The sequence below is a fragment of the Polymorphospora rubra genome (assembly GCF_018324255.1).
Classification (GTDB): Bacteria; Actinomycetota; Actinomycetes; order Mycobacteriales; family Micromonosporaceae; genus Polymorphospora; species Polymorphospora rubra.
Map to the genome: position 1 here is coordinate 4,826,095 of NZ_AP023359.1, position 16,916 is coordinate 4,843,010.

Annotated in this window: 14 protein-coding genes; 9 read left to right on the plus strand and 5 right to left on the minus strand. The window is 72.5% G+C overall.

Features of this window, described 5'->3' with window-relative positions; genetic code table 11:
• Window positions 1–63 precede the first annotated feature (63 nt).
• A complete protein-coding gene (locus Prubr_RS21790) occupies window positions 64–1,407 on the minus strand; it encodes an ABC transporter substrate-binding protein (RefSeq protein ID WP_212816759.1) in 1,344 nt (447 codons plus the stop codon).
• A 46-nt stretch (window positions 1,408–1,453) separates the two neighbouring features.
• On the minus strand, window positions 1,454–2,215 hold the full coding sequence (locus tag Prubr_RS21795) for a DeoR/GlpR family DNA-binding transcription regulator (RefSeq protein ID WP_212816760.1): 762 nt from the start codon (window positions 2,213–2,215) through the stop codon (window positions 1,454–1,456).
• Window positions 2,216–2,493: 278 nt separating this feature from the next.
• Here Prubr_RS21795 and Prubr_RS21800 point away from each other — a divergent pair, with 278 nt between their 5' ends.
• Both Prubr_RS21800 and Prubr_RS21805 read left to right on the plus strand, forming a co-directional pair.
• On the plus strand, window positions 2,494–3,198 hold the full coding sequence (locus tag Prubr_RS21800; protein WP_212816761.1) for a carbon-nitrogen hydrolase family protein: 705 nt from the start codon (window positions 2,494–2,496) through the stop codon (window positions 3,196–3,198).
• 193 nt (window positions 3,199–3,391) lie between these two features.
• The gene (locus Prubr_RS21805; RefSeq protein ID WP_246567463.1) at window positions 3,392–3,775 is read left to right on the plus strand and encodes a RidA family protein; all 384 of its coding nucleotides are present in this window, start codon (window positions 3,392–3,394) and stop codon (window positions 3,773–3,775) included.
• Between the two features lie 10 nt (window positions 3,776–3,785).
• Here Prubr_RS21805 and Prubr_RS21810 read toward each other — a convergent pair whose 3' ends face one another.
• The 3 genes from Prubr_RS21810 to Prubr_RS21820 are packed head-to-tail and all read right to left on the minus strand — an operon-like array spanning window position 3,786 to window position 8,606.
• Complete coding sequence (locus tag Prubr_RS21810; RefSeq protein WP_212816763.1) at window positions 3,786–5,642, minus strand: AfsR/SARP family transcriptional regulator; 1,857 nt, start codon at window positions 5,640–5,642, stop codon at window positions 3,786–3,788.
• 40 nt (window positions 5,643–5,682) lie between these two features.
• Window positions 5,683–7,239 (minus strand): amino acid adenylation domain-containing protein, encoded by a 1,557-nt coding sequence (locus Prubr_RS21815; protein ID WP_212816764.1) that lies wholly within the window; start codon window positions 7,237–7,239, stop codon window positions 5,683–5,685.
• Window positions 7,236–8,606, minus strand: a complete 1,371-nt coding sequence (locus Prubr_RS21820; protein WP_246567465.1) for an MFS transporter — start codon at window positions 8,604–8,606, stop codon at window positions 7,236–7,238. Before Prubr_RS21820 ends, Prubr_RS21815 begins: the two co-directional genes overlap by 4 nt.
• Before the next feature lie 540 nt (window positions 8,607–9,146).
• Here Prubr_RS21820 and Prubr_RS21825 point away from each other — a divergent pair.
• From Prubr_RS21825 to Prubr_RS21855, 7 genes are read left to right on the plus strand one after another with little or no spacing between them, the layout of a single operon-like run.
• Complete coding sequence (locus tag Prubr_RS21825; RefSeq protein WP_212816766.1) at window positions 9,147–9,392, plus strand: acyl carrier protein; 246 nt, start codon at window positions 9,147–9,149, stop codon at window positions 9,390–9,392.
• Window positions 9,389–12,574 carry a non-ribosomal peptide synthetase gene (locus Prubr_RS21830; RefSeq protein ID WP_212816767.1) on the plus strand — a complete coding sequence of 1,062 codons (3,186 nt, stop codon included), beginning with the start codon at window positions 9,389–9,391 and terminating at the stop codon, window positions 12,572–12,574. The genes Prubr_RS21825 and Prubr_RS21830 overlap by 4 nt, the downstream gene beginning before the upstream one ends.
• The gene (locus Prubr_RS21835; RefSeq protein ID WP_212816768.1) at window positions 12,574–13,299 is read left to right on the plus strand and encodes an alpha/beta fold hydrolase; all 726 of its coding nucleotides are present in this window, start codon (window positions 12,574–12,576) and stop codon (window positions 13,297–13,299) included. Before Prubr_RS21830 ends, Prubr_RS21835 begins: the two co-directional genes overlap by 1 nt.
• On the plus strand, window positions 13,296–14,036 hold the full coding sequence (locus tag Prubr_RS21840; RefSeq protein ID WP_212816769.1) for an SDR family NAD(P)-dependent oxidoreductase: 741 nt from the start codon (window positions 13,296–13,298) through the stop codon (window positions 14,034–14,036). The genes Prubr_RS21835 and Prubr_RS21840 overlap by 4 nt, the downstream gene beginning before the upstream one ends.
• Window positions 14,033–15,316, plus strand: a complete 1,284-nt coding sequence (locus tag Prubr_RS21845; RefSeq protein ID WP_246567467.1) for a glutamate-5-semialdehyde dehydrogenase — start codon at window positions 14,033–14,035, stop codon at window positions 15,314–15,316. The genes Prubr_RS21840 and Prubr_RS21845 overlap by 4 nt, the downstream gene beginning before the upstream one ends.
• The gene (locus Prubr_RS21850; RefSeq protein ID WP_212816771.1) at window positions 15,313–15,585 is read left to right on the plus strand and encodes a phosphopantetheine-binding protein; all 273 of its coding nucleotides are present in this window, start codon (window positions 15,313–15,315) and stop codon (window positions 15,583–15,585) included. Before Prubr_RS21845 ends, Prubr_RS21850 begins: the two co-directional genes overlap by 4 nt.
• Window positions 15,582–16,916, plus strand: coding sequence for a TrpB-like pyridoxal phosphate-dependent enzyme (locus Prubr_RS21855; protein WP_212816772.1), 1,335 nt, complete (start codon window positions 15,582–15,584; stop codon window positions 16,914–16,916). The genes Prubr_RS21850 and Prubr_RS21855 overlap by 4 nt, the downstream gene beginning before the upstream one ends.

A 16,916-nucleotide genomic window follows, 5' to 3' on the forward strand; every position in this document is an offset into this window, starting at 1 on the left:
CGGGGTCACCTCGGCCGTACGGACGGCGTCGGTGGGGGCGCGGACGGCGCCCCCACCGGACGGCTACTTGTATTTGGCGGCGACTTCCTCGGCGAGTTTCTGCCCGTCGGCCAGCGCCTGGTCGACCGTCGTGCCGCCGGCGATCGCGGCCGCGACCTCCTGCGAGACCTTGGTGCCGAGGTCGGCGAACTCGGGGATGCCGACGAACTGCACGCCGAGCGCGGGCCGGGGCTGGAGGCCAGGATTGACCGGGTCGGCCTCCTCGATCGCCCGCAGGGTGACGTCGGCGAACGACCGCGCCGACTCCTGGTACTGCGGCAGTTCGTAGGTGGAGGCGCGCTTGCCCGACGGCACCCGGGACCAGCCGAGCTGTTCGCCGGCGAGCTTCTCGTACTCCTTGCTGGTCGCCCAGGAGATGAACTCCCAGGCCGAGTCGGAGTGGGTGGTCGTCTTCGGCATCGCCCAGGCCCAGGCCCAGAGCCAGCCGGCGGCGGTGGTCTTCTCGACCGGTGCGTACGCGTAGCCGACCTTGCCGGCGACCCGGCTCGCCGCCGGGTCCTCCAGCGTTCCGGCGGCCGACGTGGCGTCGTACCACATCGCGGCCTTGCCCTGGCCGAACGTGTTGAGGCACTCGGTGAAGCCGGACTGCGAGGCGCCGGGCTGGCCGTGGGCGCGGATGAGGTCGACGTAGAACTTCGTGGCCTCGGTGAACTCCGGCGCGTTGACCTTCGGGGTCCAGTCCTTCTCGAACCAGGTGCCGCCGAAGGTGTTGACGACCGTGGTCAGCGGGGCGAAGACCTCGCCCCAGCCGGGCAGGCCGCGCAGGCAGATTCCGGCGACGCCGTTCGCCTTGTCGTCGAGTTGCGCGGCGAAGTCGGCCACCTGCCGCCAGGTGGGCCGCTCCGGCATGGTGATGCCCTTGGCGGCGAAGAGTTCCTTGTTGTACATGAGGAACGACGACTCGCCGTAGAACGGTGCGGCGTAGAGCTTGCCGTCCTCTCCGGACAGTGAGGCGACGATCGGTTCGAGCAGGTCGGCGCGGTCGTACGCGGGATCGGCGTCGGCGAACGTGCTCAGTTCGTGCAGCCAGCCGTTCTTCGCCCAGATCGGTGCCTCGTACGCGCCGATGGTGGCGACGTCGTACTGGCCGCCCTGGTTGGCGATGTCCTGGGTGACCTTGTCGCGCAGTTCGTTCTCGGGAAGGATCGTGAACCGCACCGTGATGCCGGACTCCTTGGTGAAGTGTTCGGCGGTGAGTTTGGCGATGTCCTCCATCTGCGGGTTGCCGACCATCAGGACGGTGATCGTCTTGTCGTCGCCGCCGGAACCGCCGCCAGCGCCTGAGCAGGCGCTCAGGCCGAGGGCGGCGACGGCGAGTGCGGCTATGACCTTCCGGGAAACGGGCACAGCGAACCTCCAAAAGGGACGGGAGCGGGTGCGCGGTGCCGGCCGGTCAGGCGCGGATGACCGCCGGTCCGAGCAGTGAGTAGCGGTGCGCCTCGGACGCCGGCAGGGCCGAGTCCGTGACGATGGTCTCGAGGTCGCCGACCTCGGCGAAGCGGCAGAAGTTGCTGATCCCGAACTTGGTGTGCACGCCCACGAAGATGCGGCGCCGGGCGGCGCGTACCGCCTGGGCCTTGACGTCGGCGACCGCCGGGTCGGGGGTGGTCAGGCCGTGCTCGCGGGAGATGCCGTTGGCGCCGACGAAGGCGAGGTCGAGGACGAAGTCGGCGAGCATCCGGGTGGCCCAGTGGTCGACGGTGGCCAGCGTCCGGCCGCGGACCCGGCCGCCGAGCAGCAGTACGGTGACCGACGGCAGCCGGGCGACGGCGGCGGCGGTGCCCAGCGAGGCGGTGACCACGGTGAGCGGCCGGTCGGTGGGCAGCGCCTCGGCGATGAGTTGCGGGGTGTATCCCTCGTCGATGTAGATGGTCTCGGCGTCGCCGAGCAGTGCGACGGAGGCGGCGGCGATCCGCCGCTTCTCCGGCACCTGCCGGGTGGTCCGGGTGGCGAGGGTGGTCTCGAAGCGGGCGGTCTCGACCGGGTAGGCGCCGCCGTGGGTGCGGCGGACCAGCCCGTGCTGTTCGAGCAGCCGCAGGTCGCGTCGGATCGTCTCGGGTGACACGCCGAGTTCGGCGGCGAGCTTGAGCACCTCGACGTCACCGGCGCTGCGGGCCAGGGCGAGGATCCGGTGCTGGCGCTCCTCGGCGCTCATCCCGCACCTCCCTCGCTGTGCCCCAGCTCACATCGGTTGACCGTAATGAATTTCTAACACCGTCGAAACGTTGCCTCCAAGCGGCTAAATGCCTCGAATCGGGTTTGTCTTTGCCCGAATGGGCAGTGGTCGGTGGTGCAGTATTCAGGGACGAAGGCGGCTTATGGGGCGAACCGTCTGCCCGGTTGGCCCGTACGGGCACCCGTTTCCTGCCCGGGCGGCCGGCCGGGCGCCCGGCGTGAGAGCCTGAGCCCGGTTCCGATCCGCAGGGAGTTCCGATGCGTACGCCGCTCGTCCTCGCCGTCGCCCAGCCGTCGTGCGTCGCCCACGACGTCGGGGCGAACGCCGCCGCGCACGCCGAACTCGTCCGCCGCGCGGGCGCCCGGGTGGTGGTCTTCCCCGAGATGTCGCTGACCGGCTACGAGTTCGCCACCCCTGCGGTCGCGCCCGACGATCCACGCCTGACGTCCATCGTGGACGCCTGTGCCGCCGCCGGGTCGGTGGCGCTGGTCGGCGCCCCGGTGGCCGGTGTCGGCGACCGGTCGCACATCGGCGTGCTCGCCGTCGACGGCGCGGGCGCCACCGTCGCCTACCGCAAGCAGTGGCTGGGCGCCGCCGAGACCGCCCGGTTCACCCCGGGCGACGCCCCGGCGGTGATCGAGGTCGACGGCTGGCGGCTCGGCCTCGCCGTCTGCAAGGACACCGGGATCGCGCAGCACGCCGCCGACACCGCCGCACTCGGCATGGACGTCTACGCCGCCGGGGTGCTCGACAACGTGCCGCAGGCGGGGGTGCACGAGGAACGGGCCCGCCGGATCACGACCGCTCACCGGGTCTGGGTCGCGATGGCCAGTTTCGCCGGTTCGACCGGCGAGGGCTACGACCGGGCGGCCGGCCGGTCGGGCATCTGGGCGCCGGACGGTGCGCGGATCGCCGAGGCCGGACCGGAGGTCGGTGCGGTCGTGCGGGCCACGCTGCGCTGAGCATCCGTACCGTGCCGGCGTGCGGCGGTGACACGGCGGTCGCCGCCCCGCGCGTCGTTCGCCCTCCGGAGCCGGCCGTCCCCGCTACGGTGACCGGAAGGCGCGGGCCACCATCCGGAACGGTCCGCCATCACCCACATCGACACGACGCGTGTGCCGACCCGAAGGGACCGACAGGAAGATGATCGACACCATGGAGCTGAAGCCGATCGACCCGGCTACGGTCCCCGAGGCGGTCGGCGGGTACGTCAACGCCATGCAGGTGCAGGACGCGCGGCGGCTGCTGTTCATCAGCGGTCAGATCCCACAGACGCCGGACGGCCACGTGCCCGACGACCCCGAGGAGCAGTGCCGCCTGGTGTGGCGCAACGTCACCGCGGTCCTGGCCGAGGCCGGCATGGACGTGACGAACCTGGTCAAGGTCACGACCTTCCTGGGCGGCCGGGAGCACGCCGCGGTCAACACCCGGGTACGCAACGAGGTGCTCGGTTCGCACCGGCCGGCCCTGACCGTCATCGTGACCGGGATCTTCGACCCGGGGTGGGTCCTCGAGATCGAGGCGGTCGCCGCGGCGTGACGACCCGTCGTCACCGGCCCGGGTGCGGCACCCGGTCGGGCTCGGTCAGGTCGTCCGTCGCCGGCCAGCGGTCCGGTTCGCGGGCGAACGCGCGGACCAGGCCGGAGAAGCGGTAACGGCCGTCGGCGAGTGCCTCGGCCAGGCCGGCGTCGACGAGATGTTCGACGGTGACCTCGGCGGTGAAGGCCGGCTGGTGCAGCAACGCCGCGAGGCCGGTCACGGTGACGAGTTGCCGGTCGAGCGGGCCGAGTTGGCGCAGCGCCCGCAGCGCCAGCTGGTCGCCGCGCCTGGCCAGCAGTCGTACCCCGCCGGCCAGGCACTCCCGCACCGACATCGTCTCGCAGACCAGGACGTCGAGGCGGGTGGCCGGATCGGCCAGCCGGGCGGTGAACGACTCGATCGTCCAGTTGGGGCGGGGAGCCAGCCGTGCCGCGGCCACCCGTACGGCGACGGGCAGGTGGTCGCACCGTCCGATCAGGACGGCGGCGGCGTGCCGTTCGGCGTCGACCCGGTCGGCACCGAGGTGTGCCCGGAGCATGTCGAACGCCTCGTCGCGGCCGAGCGCCCCGACGAGCACCCGGGTCGTGCCATCCAGAGTGGTCAGTCCGGAGCGGGTGGTCGCGATGTATCCGCAGCCGGGCGGCAGCGGTCCGAGGGCGCGGATCTGGCCGGCCGTTCCCACGTCGTCGAACACGACCAGCACACGGCGGCCGGCGAGCAGGGACCGCCATCCCGCGGCGGGTGCCGTTCCGGGGGGCGGGGCCGGCACGCCGAGCGCGGCGGCGGTCGTCCGCAGGATGTCGTCGGTCTCGGCGGGGCCGGCGGGGGTGCTGGCACCCATCGGCACGAAGACCGGCCCGTCGGGGTATCCGCCGGCGAGCCGGTGCGCGGCCTGGATCGCGAGGGCGGTCTTGCCGGCTCCCGCGTGGCCGTGCACCAGCCCGAGCCGGCCGGCCCGTACCGCGTCGACCAGTTGGTCGAGCTGGCCGGCGCGGCCGAACAGCTTCGTCGGGGCGACCGGGAACCGGGGCTGCCGGTGCGTCGACACCGACCGTTGCCGGGGCAGGGTGACCGGCGGCGCCGGTGTGCGCAGGGACGGGTCGTTGCGGAGCATCCGCTGCACCAGGTCGCGCAGTGTGTCGCTGGGTTCGATGCCCAGCTCGTCCACCAGCAGGCGGCGCAGGTCGCGGTACGCGCCGAGGGCGACGGCCTGCTGGCCGTCGCGGTACAGGGCGGTCATGAGGTGGGCGTGCAACCGTTCGCGCAGCGGGTGCTCGGCGACGAGGACCTTCAGGGTGGGTAGCAGCATGGCGTGGCGGCCGAGGTCGAGTTCGGCGCCGATGCGCGCCTCGACGGCGGCGATCCGGGTTTCCTCCAGGCGGGCGATCTCCGCCACCACCATCGGGGTGGGCCGGACGTCGGCCAGGGGCGCACCGCGCCAGAGGCCCAGCGCGGTGCCGAAGCCGTCGGCGGCGGCGGCCGGCTGGCCGGCCGCGAGATCCGCGTGCGCCCGGCTGATCAACCGCTCGAACTCGTCGATGTCGAGGGCCTCCGGGGGCGCGACGAGCCGGTATCCGGGGGATCGGGTGGTCAGGATCCGGCCGGCGCGGTCACCAAGCGCCCGGCGCAGCCGCCACGCGTAGCCGGCGACCAGGCTGGTCGCCGAGGCGGGCGGGTTCTCGTCCCAGAGTTCGGTGACCAGTTGGTCGAGTGACACCACCTGGTTGGCCTTGAGCGCCAGCATCACCAGCAGCGCACGTTGCTTCGCCGAACCGATGCCGCGCCAGGTGTCGCCGTCGGAGATCTCCACCGGGCCGAGGAGCCGGATCTCCAGACGGCCGGACAGCGGGCCGCGACTCGTGTGCATCTGGTTCTCGATTCATGGCGGTCGTGCGTGTGGGTGCCCTTCAGGTCAGTCCGTGGTCGGCGGCGAGGCGTCTGCGGTCGATCTTTCCGTTGCCGTTCACCGGGAAGTGTTCGACGTGGTGATAGCTGGCGGGGGCCATGAAGGCGGGCAGCCGCTGCGTCACCAGTTCTGCCAGTGTCGCCTCGTCGAGCCCGTCGGACGTGTAGAGGGCGGTCAGTTCGACCTCGCCGGCGTCGCCGGGCAGCGCGAGGACGACGACCTCGTGGACCGCCGGATGTTGCCGGAGCACGGATTCGACCTCGCCGAGTTCGATCCGGTAGCCGTGGATCTTGACCTGGTCGTCGATACGGCCGAGGTGCACCAGTTCGCCGTCCTCCCACCGGCAGCGGTCGCCGGTGCGGTACCAGTCGGCCGGCTCCGGTGCGGCCACGACCCCGGTCGTGGCCGTGCCGTCGGGGCGGGCGAAGCGGCCGGCGTTCTGCGCGGGGTCCAGGTAGCCGTCGAAGCGCTGTTCGCCGCGTATGCACAGTTCGCCGTCGTCGCCGGCGGTGCCGTCGGCGTCGAGCAGGACGCCGTCGAGGTGTGGGTAGGGGCGGCCGATCGGCACGGTGCCGTTCGACGTCCGCGGCCATCCGTCGCGGGTGCCGGGCAGCCGGTAGCCGGTGCAGGTGACGGTCAGTTCGGTCGGCCCGTAGAGGTTCTCCAGGGTGCTGGCCGGCGCGGCGTCCGCCCAGGTGCGGGCCTGGGTGAGGGTGAGCTGCTCGCCGGCGAAGAGGCTCCAGCGCAGGCTGGGCAGGCAGCCGGGGCGCAGCATCCGCAGCCGGCGGGCCAGGGAGATCACCGACGGTACGGAGAACCAGTGGGTGATCTGGTGGTCGTTGACGTACCGGACGGGCGAAAGGGTGTCGCCGGGGCCGGCGACCACCAGGGTCGCGCCGGACAGCCAGGCGACGAACATGTCGAAGACCGACGGGTCGAAGGTCAGTTCGAAGGTCTGGGAGAGCCGGGAACCGGGCCCGACCTGGTAACGCTCGACGGCCTGGCTGAGATAGGTGCCGAGGTTGCGGTGCCGGATCGGTACACCCTTCGGTGTGCCGGTGGACCCCGAGGTGAACAGCGTGTAGGCGATGTCGTCCGGCCGTCCGGCGTAGGACCCGGTCCACCGTGCGCCGGGTTCGTCGTACCAGGCGTGGCCGGCGGTCTCCAGCAGTTCCACCACGGTCCGTCCGTCGGCGGCCAGTTCCGCGCCGCCGGCCCGCCCCTCGTCGTCGACGATCAGGACGTCCACCCCGGCCGAGGCGCAGACCAGGCGGTTGCGTCGGGCCGGTACCGCCGGGCCGAGCGGTACGACCGTCGCCGCCAGCCGCAGCGTGGCGAGGTATCCGACGTAGGCGGCCAGACTCCGCGACGCGCAGAGCCCGACCGTGCGCGGTGGCCGCCCGTGTGCGGTGACCAGGCGGGTCGCGAGCCGCTCGACCCGGTCGAGCAGTTCGGCGTACCGCAGCTCGTGCCCGGCGACCCGCAGCGCGGGCGCGTCGTGGTGCCGGGCGGCCGATTCGGCGAACCGTTGATAGAGCGTCGGTCCGGAGTCCGTCAACGAGGCCCTCCCGTCGTCGCGGCGGCCTCCGGGAGATCGTCGCCCTCGGTCGGGCCGTCGTCCGGGCTGGTGGGCTGCTTCCCGACCGGCGCCGGATCGGCGGGCGGCGGCGTGGGGCGGTCGACCTCGGCGGTGGCCTCGGCCGTCACGACCCGCAGGAACGGATAGACCAGGACGAGACAGAAGACGGCGAAAGTGCCGAACGCGACCCGGTAGGAGAACACCTGGGCGAGAATTCCGGCGAGGATCGCGGCGACCGGCGTCATGCCCCACGACACGAGCCGGCTGGCCGCGCTGAACCGGCCCAGCATCTCCGCCGGTACAAGGGACTGGGTGATGAAGCGCGAGTTGACCGTCCACATCGTACCGCCGGCGCCGGCGACGAAGGCGGCGATGCCGATCCACCACGCGCTGCCCGGCCTGGCCGGCAGCAGCGCGGGCGTGGCCACGAGGACGAACGCGCCGACGATGTCGGTGAACATCGACCAACGCCGGCCGATCCACCGGTTGACCGGGCCGACGATGACGGTGCCGACCACGCCGCCGGCGCCCAGGCAGGTCAGCAGGAACCCGTACTGGCGTTCGTCGAGGCCGAGTGGGCCGCCCACGGCGTAGACCGGGATGAGGGCGAGCCAGGCGGCCCAGCAGCCCGCCATGATGGTGATGAGCAGCGCCATCGTACGCAGCAGCCGGTGCTGCCAGAGGAACCGGATGCCGTCGCGGATCTCGGTGTGCACCGGGCGGCGGGGCGTGCTGCTGACCACCTTGAAGTTGCCGACCAGCAGCAGCAGGAGCACGATCCCGGCGACGTAGGCGGCGCCGGTGACGCTGAGGGCGATGGCGAACCCGGCGGCGACCAGGAAGCCGCCGATCGGCTGCCCGGCGAACCCGTTGAACAGGTATTCGAGGGCGGTGATCCGGGCGTTGGCGGTCTCCCAGCGGTGCTTGGGTACGGCCTGCGGCACGATCGACGCGCCGGAGATGCCGGCGACCACGTCGGCGAGCCCGATGACCAACGCCGCGACGTAGATCAGCGGCAGGTTGGTGGCGTCGGTCAGCACCGCGAGCAGGAGTGCGCCGATCGAGGCCATCCGGCCGATCTCGGCCGCGACCAGCAGGGTCTTGCGGTCCATCCGGTCGACGAAGACCCCGATGTGCAGTGCGGTCACCAGCCACGGCAGGCTCAGGATGGCGGCCACCGCGGTGACCACGATCGGGGATCGACTGATCTGGGCCGCGAGCAGGGGAAGTGCTATCCGGGCCACCGCGTCGGCGATGTTCGTGGTGCCGGTGAAGAAGACCAGAGTCCATTCATTCCGCCTCCCCGAGGCCAGGTCAGGCTGAACTGGGGGCTGAGTTTTGGTCACGGCCATTCCTCGCACGATGTCGAATTATTGGGGGATGTAGTCAGAGCACTGCACATTCGCTGATATCTATTGCATACTGAATTGTTGCGCGGTGATGAATTCGGCGGGCGTGCGCCGGGTGTTCGGTGGCATTCGCCGGGCGCGCGTGGCTGCGTTTGTCCGGATGTGCCGCTTCGTGTGCGCTAGCTGTGCTGATATCGACACTCTATGTCGCTCGGCTAGCACCCTAGGGCATCGAAGATCGGTGTGTCCAGCCACACTTTGTCCGATTACCGACTGTGTCGGACGGGTGTAGGTGCCGGCCGGCTAGATGATCTTTCCGGCGTCCCGGGTGGGTCGCCGGATGGTCGGCAGTTTGCCGCCCAACGTCGCTCCAATCGGCGAACATCCAAAAAACATCGGGCCCGGGATGCTCGGTCGCGTGGAGATTTCGAGGTGCAATCCAGGGCCCGTGCCCGGCGAACCGGCGGTCTGCTCTTTGTCCGGTTTTCGGGCCTTGTGTCATTTGATTGCCCTGGATTGGTCTGGAGTGCACCAGAGATGACGCTGCTCGATCTCGATACGACGATCGCGAAGTACGCCTCGGTGGCCTTCGACGACTCGACCCCGTTGCTGGAGGCCGGCCTCGAGTCGCTCTCCCTGCTCCGGCTGGCGGTCGAGGTCGCGACCGACGACGACGCGGAGATCGACGCCACCCGGCTGGTCGACCTGCGTACGGTCGGCGACCTCAAGGGCTGGCTGCGCGAGCTGGCGTCGACCGGCGCCGTCGACGGGAGGCCACGGTGAGCGTGGAGACCGAACCCGCGCCCGACTCCGACCCGGGTCGGTTGCCGATCACGGAATCGCAGAAGGGCCTGCTGGTCGTCAACGAACGCAGCCCCGGACACGCGGTCTACAACCAACTGGTCCGCTTCGACATCGACCCGGCGATCCCGGCCGACACCGTGGACCGGGCATTGGCGGCCGTGGTCGCCGTACAACCGGCGATGCGTCAGGTCTTCCGGCTGCTGCCGACGATGCACGCCCGGCTGACCCCGCCACCGCACCCGCACGACCTGCCCGTCGACCGCGCCACCGTGCCGGCCCGCGACTACGAGGAGACGGTGGCCGCCGCCCTGCGCCGCATCGGCCGCCCGGAGTTCGACCTGGCGGCCGGGCCGGCGTACCGGTTCGCGACGGTCCGGTCGGCCGACGGCACGCGGGCCACGATCCTCCTGGCCGACCACCACATCATCCTCGACGGCGTGTCGATGGGGCCCCTGGTACGCGACCTGGAGGACGCCCTCGCCGGCCGGCTCGACGAGGCCGAGACGCGGCGCCGCCGGGCGGCGCGGGAAGCGGCCTTCGGCAAGGAACTGGCCGCGCAGAACCGCCGGTCGGGCTCCGACCAGGTGGCCGAGCGGGCCCGGCACTGGGCCGCCCGCCTGCGGGAGGTGCCGCCCCTGGTGCTGGCGCCGCTGCCCGGACGCCCCACCCAGACCACCTTCACCGGTGACCGGGTCTCCTGGCAGCTGAGCCCGGCCGAGACCCGGTCCCTGGCCGACACCTGCCGGCGGCTCGACATCTCCCCGTTCGTGCTCCTCTCCGGCATCTACGGTGCGGTGCTCGCCCGGCACGGCAACGTGTCCAGCGTCCTGATCGGCAGCCCGTTCATGGCCCGGCGGACCGTCGGCGCCTTCGACCTCGGCGGGTTCTTCGTCAACACCCTGCCGGTGACGATCGACGTCGAGTGGGAGCGCACCGTCGACGAGCACCTCGGCAAGGTCGTCCGCGACGCCGTCGACTTCTGCCGGTCCAACGTCGAGGTCACCTTCAACCAGCTGGTCACCGAGGTCGCCCCGGACCGGTCGAGCAACCGGAACCCGCTGTTCTCGGCCATGCTGGCCATGCAGGACACCTTCGCGCCGGAGGCGACGACCGCGGTGCGGCGGGTGCTGGAGCCCGGCAACGGCACGGCGAAGTTCGACCTGTGGCTCGGCGCCACCCCGGTCGACGGCCGCTGGCTGCTCGAGGTCGAATACGACCGGCAGCTCATCGCCCCGGTCGTCGCCGACGGGATCCTCGCCTCACTGCGGGGTGCGCTGCGCGGTGCGCTCGCCGACGGGTCGCGTACCCTCGGCGCCCTCTTCGACGACGCCTCGGCGGCGGCCAGCGTCCGGTCCGACGGCTGGACCGCGGCGCTGCCCGGGGAGACGCCGTGGGACTGGGTGTCCGCCGTCGCCCGTCGACGGCCGGACCACCCGGCGATCGAGGACCCGGTACGCCAGCTCAGCTACGCGCAACTGCTGGCCGAGGCCGAACGGGTCAGCGCCGGGCTGGCCGCCCGGGGGATCGGCCCCGGCGACGTGGTCGGACTCGCCGCCGATACCCTCTGCGACACCGTCGCCGCCATCCTGGCCATCCTGCGCCGGGGCGCGGCCTACCTGCCGCTGGACGCGGGCCTGCCGGCGGACCGCCTGTCCTACATGGCGCGGCGGGCCGGCTGCGCGCTCGTCGCGGGCACGCTGCGCCTCCCCGGAATCGACACCGCGGCGGTGGCGGACCTCGCCGCCTCGACCGACCCGGTGCCGCCGTCGCTGGCCGACCCCGGCGCACCGGTCTACGTGATGTTCACCTCCGGCTCGACCGGCCAGCCCAAGGGTGTCCAGATGGGACACCGGCCGCTGGCCCACCTCACCCGGTGGCAGATCGCCGCGCTGGCGATGGACGAGGAGACCCGCTTCCTCCAGTACGCCCCGCTCGGCTTCGACGTGTCCTTCCAGGAGATCGTGCCGACGCTGGCGGTCGGCGGGACGGTGGTGTCCCGGGAACCCGCCGACCGGCGCTTCTTCACCGCGATCCTCAGCCGGATCGCGGAGACCGGGGTGACCCACGTCTACCTGCCGGTCGCCGCGCTGCGACCGTTGGTGCAGACCGCGGCCACCCGCGGTACCCGGCTGCCCGCGCTGCGCCACCTCTGCGTCTCCGGGGAGCAGTTGCTCGTCGACGACGAGATCCGCGCGTTCTTCACCGCCCACCCGCACTGCACGCTGGTCAACCTCTACGGGCCCACCGAGACGCACGCCGTCACCTCCTACCGGCTGTCCGGCCGCGACGAGGTGTGGCCGGCACACGTGCCGATCGGGCTGCCGTACCCGTACGTCGCCGCGTACGTCGTGGACGCCACCGGGCACCTCGCCCCGCCCGGCGTCGCCGGCGAACTGATGCTCGGCGGGCTCTGCTGCGCCGACGGCTACGTCAACGACCCGGAGATCACCGCCGAGCGGTTCGTGCCGGACCGGTTCTCGGCGGACGGGACCGGCACCATGTACCGCACCGGCGACCTCGTGGTCCGCGACGAACGGGGCGAACTGATCTTCCTCGGCCGGATCGACACCCAGGTGAAGATCCGCGGCTACCGCATCGAACTCGGCGAGATCGAGGTGGTGGCCAACCAGGCCGACGCCGTACGGCAGGCGGTGGCGGTCGTCCGGGGCGACGGCACCGACCGTGAACTGGGCCTGTTCGTCCAGGCCGAATCGGCGGCGGTCGTCGACGTCGACGACCTGCGGGAGCGGCTGACCCGGGCGCTTCCGGTCTACATGCGACCACTGTGGGTCTTCCCGGTTGAGCGGATACCGACCACCGCCACCGGCAAGACCGACCGCGACGCGCTGCTGCGGCTGGCCGACGAACTGCTCGCCGAGGAACAGGCCGGCCAGGCCGCGGCGGAGATCGGGTACGCCGACGAACTCGAACGCGAACTCGCCGGCATCTGGTCCGGCGTGCTCGGCGTCGACGCCATCCGGCCCGACCGGCCGCTGATCGAGTACGGCGCCCACTCGCTGAACATCTTCACCACGCTGGCCGAGGTGCAGGAACGGTACGGCGTGCCGGTGCCGATGGTCGACTTCTTCGCCGCGCCGACGGTCGCCACGCTGGCCAGACTCGTCCGCGCCGGCCGCGACGGCGGGCCGGGGGACTCCTGATGGCGCCCAGGCTCCCGGGACGGGTCGTACCCCTGGTCCGGCGCGGCGACCGGCCGGTCTGCGTACTGCTGCCCGGGGCCGGCGGCGGACTGAACCCGTACCTGCGGCTCGCGGCGGCGCTCGCCCCGACCCACAACGTCTGCGTCGTACGGGCGGCCGGCCTGGTGCCCGCCGAGGCACCGGAGGAGTCGATCGACCAGATGGCCGAGGCCGCGCTGGCGGCACTGGACGCCGACGGGCTGGCCCCGGCCGCCGTCTTCGGCTGGTCGCTGGGCGGTGCGGTGGCCTGGGAGATCTGCGTCCGGCTGGCCGACCGGGGCAGCCGGCCCGATCTGGTGCTGGTCGACGCCTCGCCACTGCCCAGGGACTCGACCACCGAGGACGACACCCGGATCCGCGAGACGATCGTGGCGATGCTCGGCCCCCGGCCGGAGCCCGACACCGTCGACCGGGTCCGGCGGGTCTTCGACGCCCAGGTGGCCGCACTCGCCGCCTACCGGTCCGAACGCGGCTATCCGGGCCGGGTGCTGCTGCTGATGTGCACCGACGACGAGTTCACGTTCCGGCCGCGGGCGGAACGCCGCTGGCGGGAACTGGCACCGGACCTGCGGGCCGGGCGGCTCGACGCCGGCCACTTCGAGGTGCTCGAGGCCGAACACCTGCCGCAGCTCACCGAACGGATCGTGCCGTTCCTCGACCCGGCGACGCAGGAGGCGGTGCGGTGAGCGCGATCGCGGTGGTCAGCGGCGGAACCCGGGGCATCGGGCTGGCGTTCAGCCGCCGCCTGGTCAAGCTCGGCTACGAGGTCGTCGCCCTCTACCGGTCCGACGCGCGGGCGGCGGCGGCAGCGGCCGACGAGGTCGGCGCCATGCTCCACCCCGTACGCCTCGACGTCGGCGACCCGGCGGCCGTCGCCACCGCGACGGCGGCCCTGCTGGCCACGTACGGGGCGCCGACGGTGCTGGTCAACAACGCCGGCGTCAACGTCGACCGGCCGTTCCTGGAGATGACGTCGCAGGACTGGCACCGGGTGCTCGACACCAACCTCTCCGGCGTCTTCCACCTCACCCGGGCGCTCGCGCCGGCGATGCTCGACACCGGCCGCGACGGTGCCATCGTCAACATCGGCGCCACCACCGGGATCCGGCCCCGCCGCAACGGGGTCAACTACTGCGCGAGCAAGGCCGGTCTGCTCCAGCTCACCAAATGTCTCGCCCTGGAGTTGGCGCCCCGGATCCGGGTCAACTGCCTCATCCCCGGGATGACCGAGACCGAGGAACTGGTCACCAGGTTCCGGCTGGACGATCCGGTCGCCCGGGCGGCGGTCACCGCCGAGATCCCCCGGGACCGGATCGGCACCGTCGAGGAGATCGCCGACGCGCTGGAGTTCCTGGTCGGTCCGGGCAGCGGCTACCTGACCGGTCAGAAACTCATAGTGGACGGTGGGCAGTTCATGTGGTGACCGCGATCGAAGACGTACTCGCCCGCGCCGCGGCGGCCCGCGCCGCCGCCCCCGCGCCCGGCGACCCACGGTACGACCGCTACTGCGCGGCGCTGGCCGACGAACTCACCCGGGACTGGGACACGGTGCTCGCGGCGAACGCGACCGACGTCGCCCGGGCGGTGGCGGCCGGACTCGGCGCCGAACTGGTCGGCCGGCTCAGCCTCGGCAAGGAGCACCTCGACCTGCTCACCGGACTGGCCGAGCGGACCGGACGGCTGCTGCCGGAGCACGTCGCACCGACCCGGGAACACCGCGCCCACCTCGGGATGGCGGTACGCCGGATCCCGAAGCCGCTCGGCGTCGCCCTGATGATCTTCGAGGCGCGGCCGACGGTGACCGTCGAGGGCGCGCTGCTCCCGGTGGCCGTCGGGAACGTGGTCGTCCTGCGCGGCGGTGCGGAGATCGCGGCCACCAACCGGGCGCTGGCCACGGCGGTCGGCCGGGCGCTGGCGGTGGCCGGGCTGCCCGCCGGGATGGTCCAGATCCTCGACGACACCGACCGCCGGCTGGTCCGGGCGCTGCTGAAGCGGCACGACGCGGTCGACGTACTGATCCCCCGGGGCAGCCCGTCGCTGATCGACTACTGCCTCACCAGTTCGACGATCCCGGTCATCGCCTCCGGCGGCGGGGTCAACCACCTCTACGTGGACCGCAGCGCCGACCTGGAACTGGCCGCCGCCATCGCCCTGGACAGCAAACTCGGCGAGCCGACCGCCTGCAACACCCTCGAACTCGTCCTGGCCCACACCGAGGTGGCCGCCGAGCTGACCGCGGCCCTGCTGCGGGCCGGCGCCGACCTGCCCGAGCCCTGGCTGCTGCGGCTCGACCCGCGACTGGCCGGCGTCGTGGCCGCGGCCGCCGGACGGGTGGCCGAACTGGCCGACACCGACGACGGCCGCGAATTCCTCGACCGGTCGATCGGCGTACGGCCGGTGGCCGGCCTCGACGAGGCGGTGGCGCACATCCGCCGGTACGGCTCGGGGCACACCGAGGGCGTGGTCGCCGCCGACCGGGCCGTCGTCGACGGGTTCCTCGCCGCGGTCGACGCCGCCGCCCTGGTCGTCAACGGCTCGCTGCGCCTGCACGACGGCCCGACGATGGCGCTCGGCCCGGAGCTGTCGATCAGCACCGGTCGGCTGCACGTGCGGGGACCGGTCGACCTGTCGGCCCTGCTCACCCACAGCTGGGTGATCGACGCGGAGGGCGCCCTGCGCGACGGCGGGACGGAGGCGGCATGACGGTCCGGCGGGCCCAGGTCAACGACGCGGTCAAGCGCCTGGTCGTACGGGAGTCGCGGTTGTCGATCGCACCCGCGACGGTGGCCGACGACGAGCCGCTCAACGGCGCCCTGCTGAAGGTCAACTCGCTGGGCTTCCTCGGGATGCTGGTCCGGCTGGAGGACGAACTCGACGTCACCCTGCCCGACGACATCTTCGCCGGCCGGGCGTTCACGACCGTCGCCGACCTGGTCGACGTCGTCGTCGAGGTGCTGGAGGTGGAGGCGTGACGGGGCTGCCTTCCGCCTGGCGCAGCGTCCTGCCGCACCTGGGCTACGACCTGCCCGCCGACCTGACCCCGGAGGGCAGCGGCGGCCCGGTCGTCGCCACCGTGCCGCTGGAGCTGATCCGCCAGAGCACCTCCCGCCGCGAGTTCTGGCCCATCCCGGAACCGGTGCTGGCGGAATACCGGCGCTACCGGCCGACACCGCTGTGGCGGGCCCGCCGGTTCGAGGCCGAGACGCGCGCCACCGTGCCGATCTACGTTAAGTACGAGGGCGGCAACATCTCCGGCAGCCACAAGTTCAACACCGCGCTGGCGCAGGCGTACTACTACCAGCGGGCCGGCTTCCGCGAGCTGGTCACCGGCACCGGGGCGGGGCAGTGGGGCAGCGCGCTCGCCGCCGCCTGCGCCACGATCGGCCTGGCCTGCACCGTTTTCATGGTCGGCGGCAGCCTGCGGGACAAGCCCTACCGGGGCAGCCTGATGCGGCTGTACGGCGCCGAGCTGCACGCCAGCCCGAGCGCCCTGACGGCGGCCGGCCGGAAGGCGGCCGCCGGTGACGGGGGAAACAGCCTCGCGCTGGCGATCGGTGAGGCGGTCGAGTACGCCAGGGCGGATCCGAAGCGGGCCTTCTGCATCGGCAGCGGCGAGACGTACAGCATCCTGCACCAGTCGGTGATCGGCCTGGAGGCGGTCGACCAGCTCGCCGCGCTCGGCGCGGACGTCGACACCGTCGTCGGCTGTGTCGGCGCCGGCTCCAACTTCGGCGGCGTCGCCCTGCCGTACTTCGCCGCGGCGAGGAACGGCGAACGGGACGCCGACACCGCACTGGTGGCGGTCGAGTCCAGCGCCACCCCGAAGCTGACCCGCGGCGTGTACGCGTACGACCACACCGACTCCACCGGCACCGGACCGATGGAGGCGATGTACACGATCGGCAGCGGGTACGCCATCCCGGCCTCGCACTCGGCCGGGCTGCGGTTCCACGGCGCGGCGAAGGTGATCTCCGCGATGCGGCACCGGAACCAGATCCAGGCACGCGCGGTGGGGCAGCGGGCCGCGCTCGACGCCGGGCGGACGTTCGCCCGTACCGAACTGGTGCTGGCGGCGCCCGAGTCCGGGCACGCGCTGGCCGCCGCCGCCGCGATCGCGTCCGGCCGGGACGGGCACCGACCCCGCCGGGGCGTGCTCGTCTGCGTGAGCGGGCACGGCCTGCTCGACCTGAGCGCCTACGACAAGCTCCTCGCCGGCCTGCCCGAGGACGCCCCGGCCGACGAGGGCGGCCTGCGGGCGGCGACCGCCGTGCTGCGCGCGGTACCCCCGACGGAAGGCGGCTGA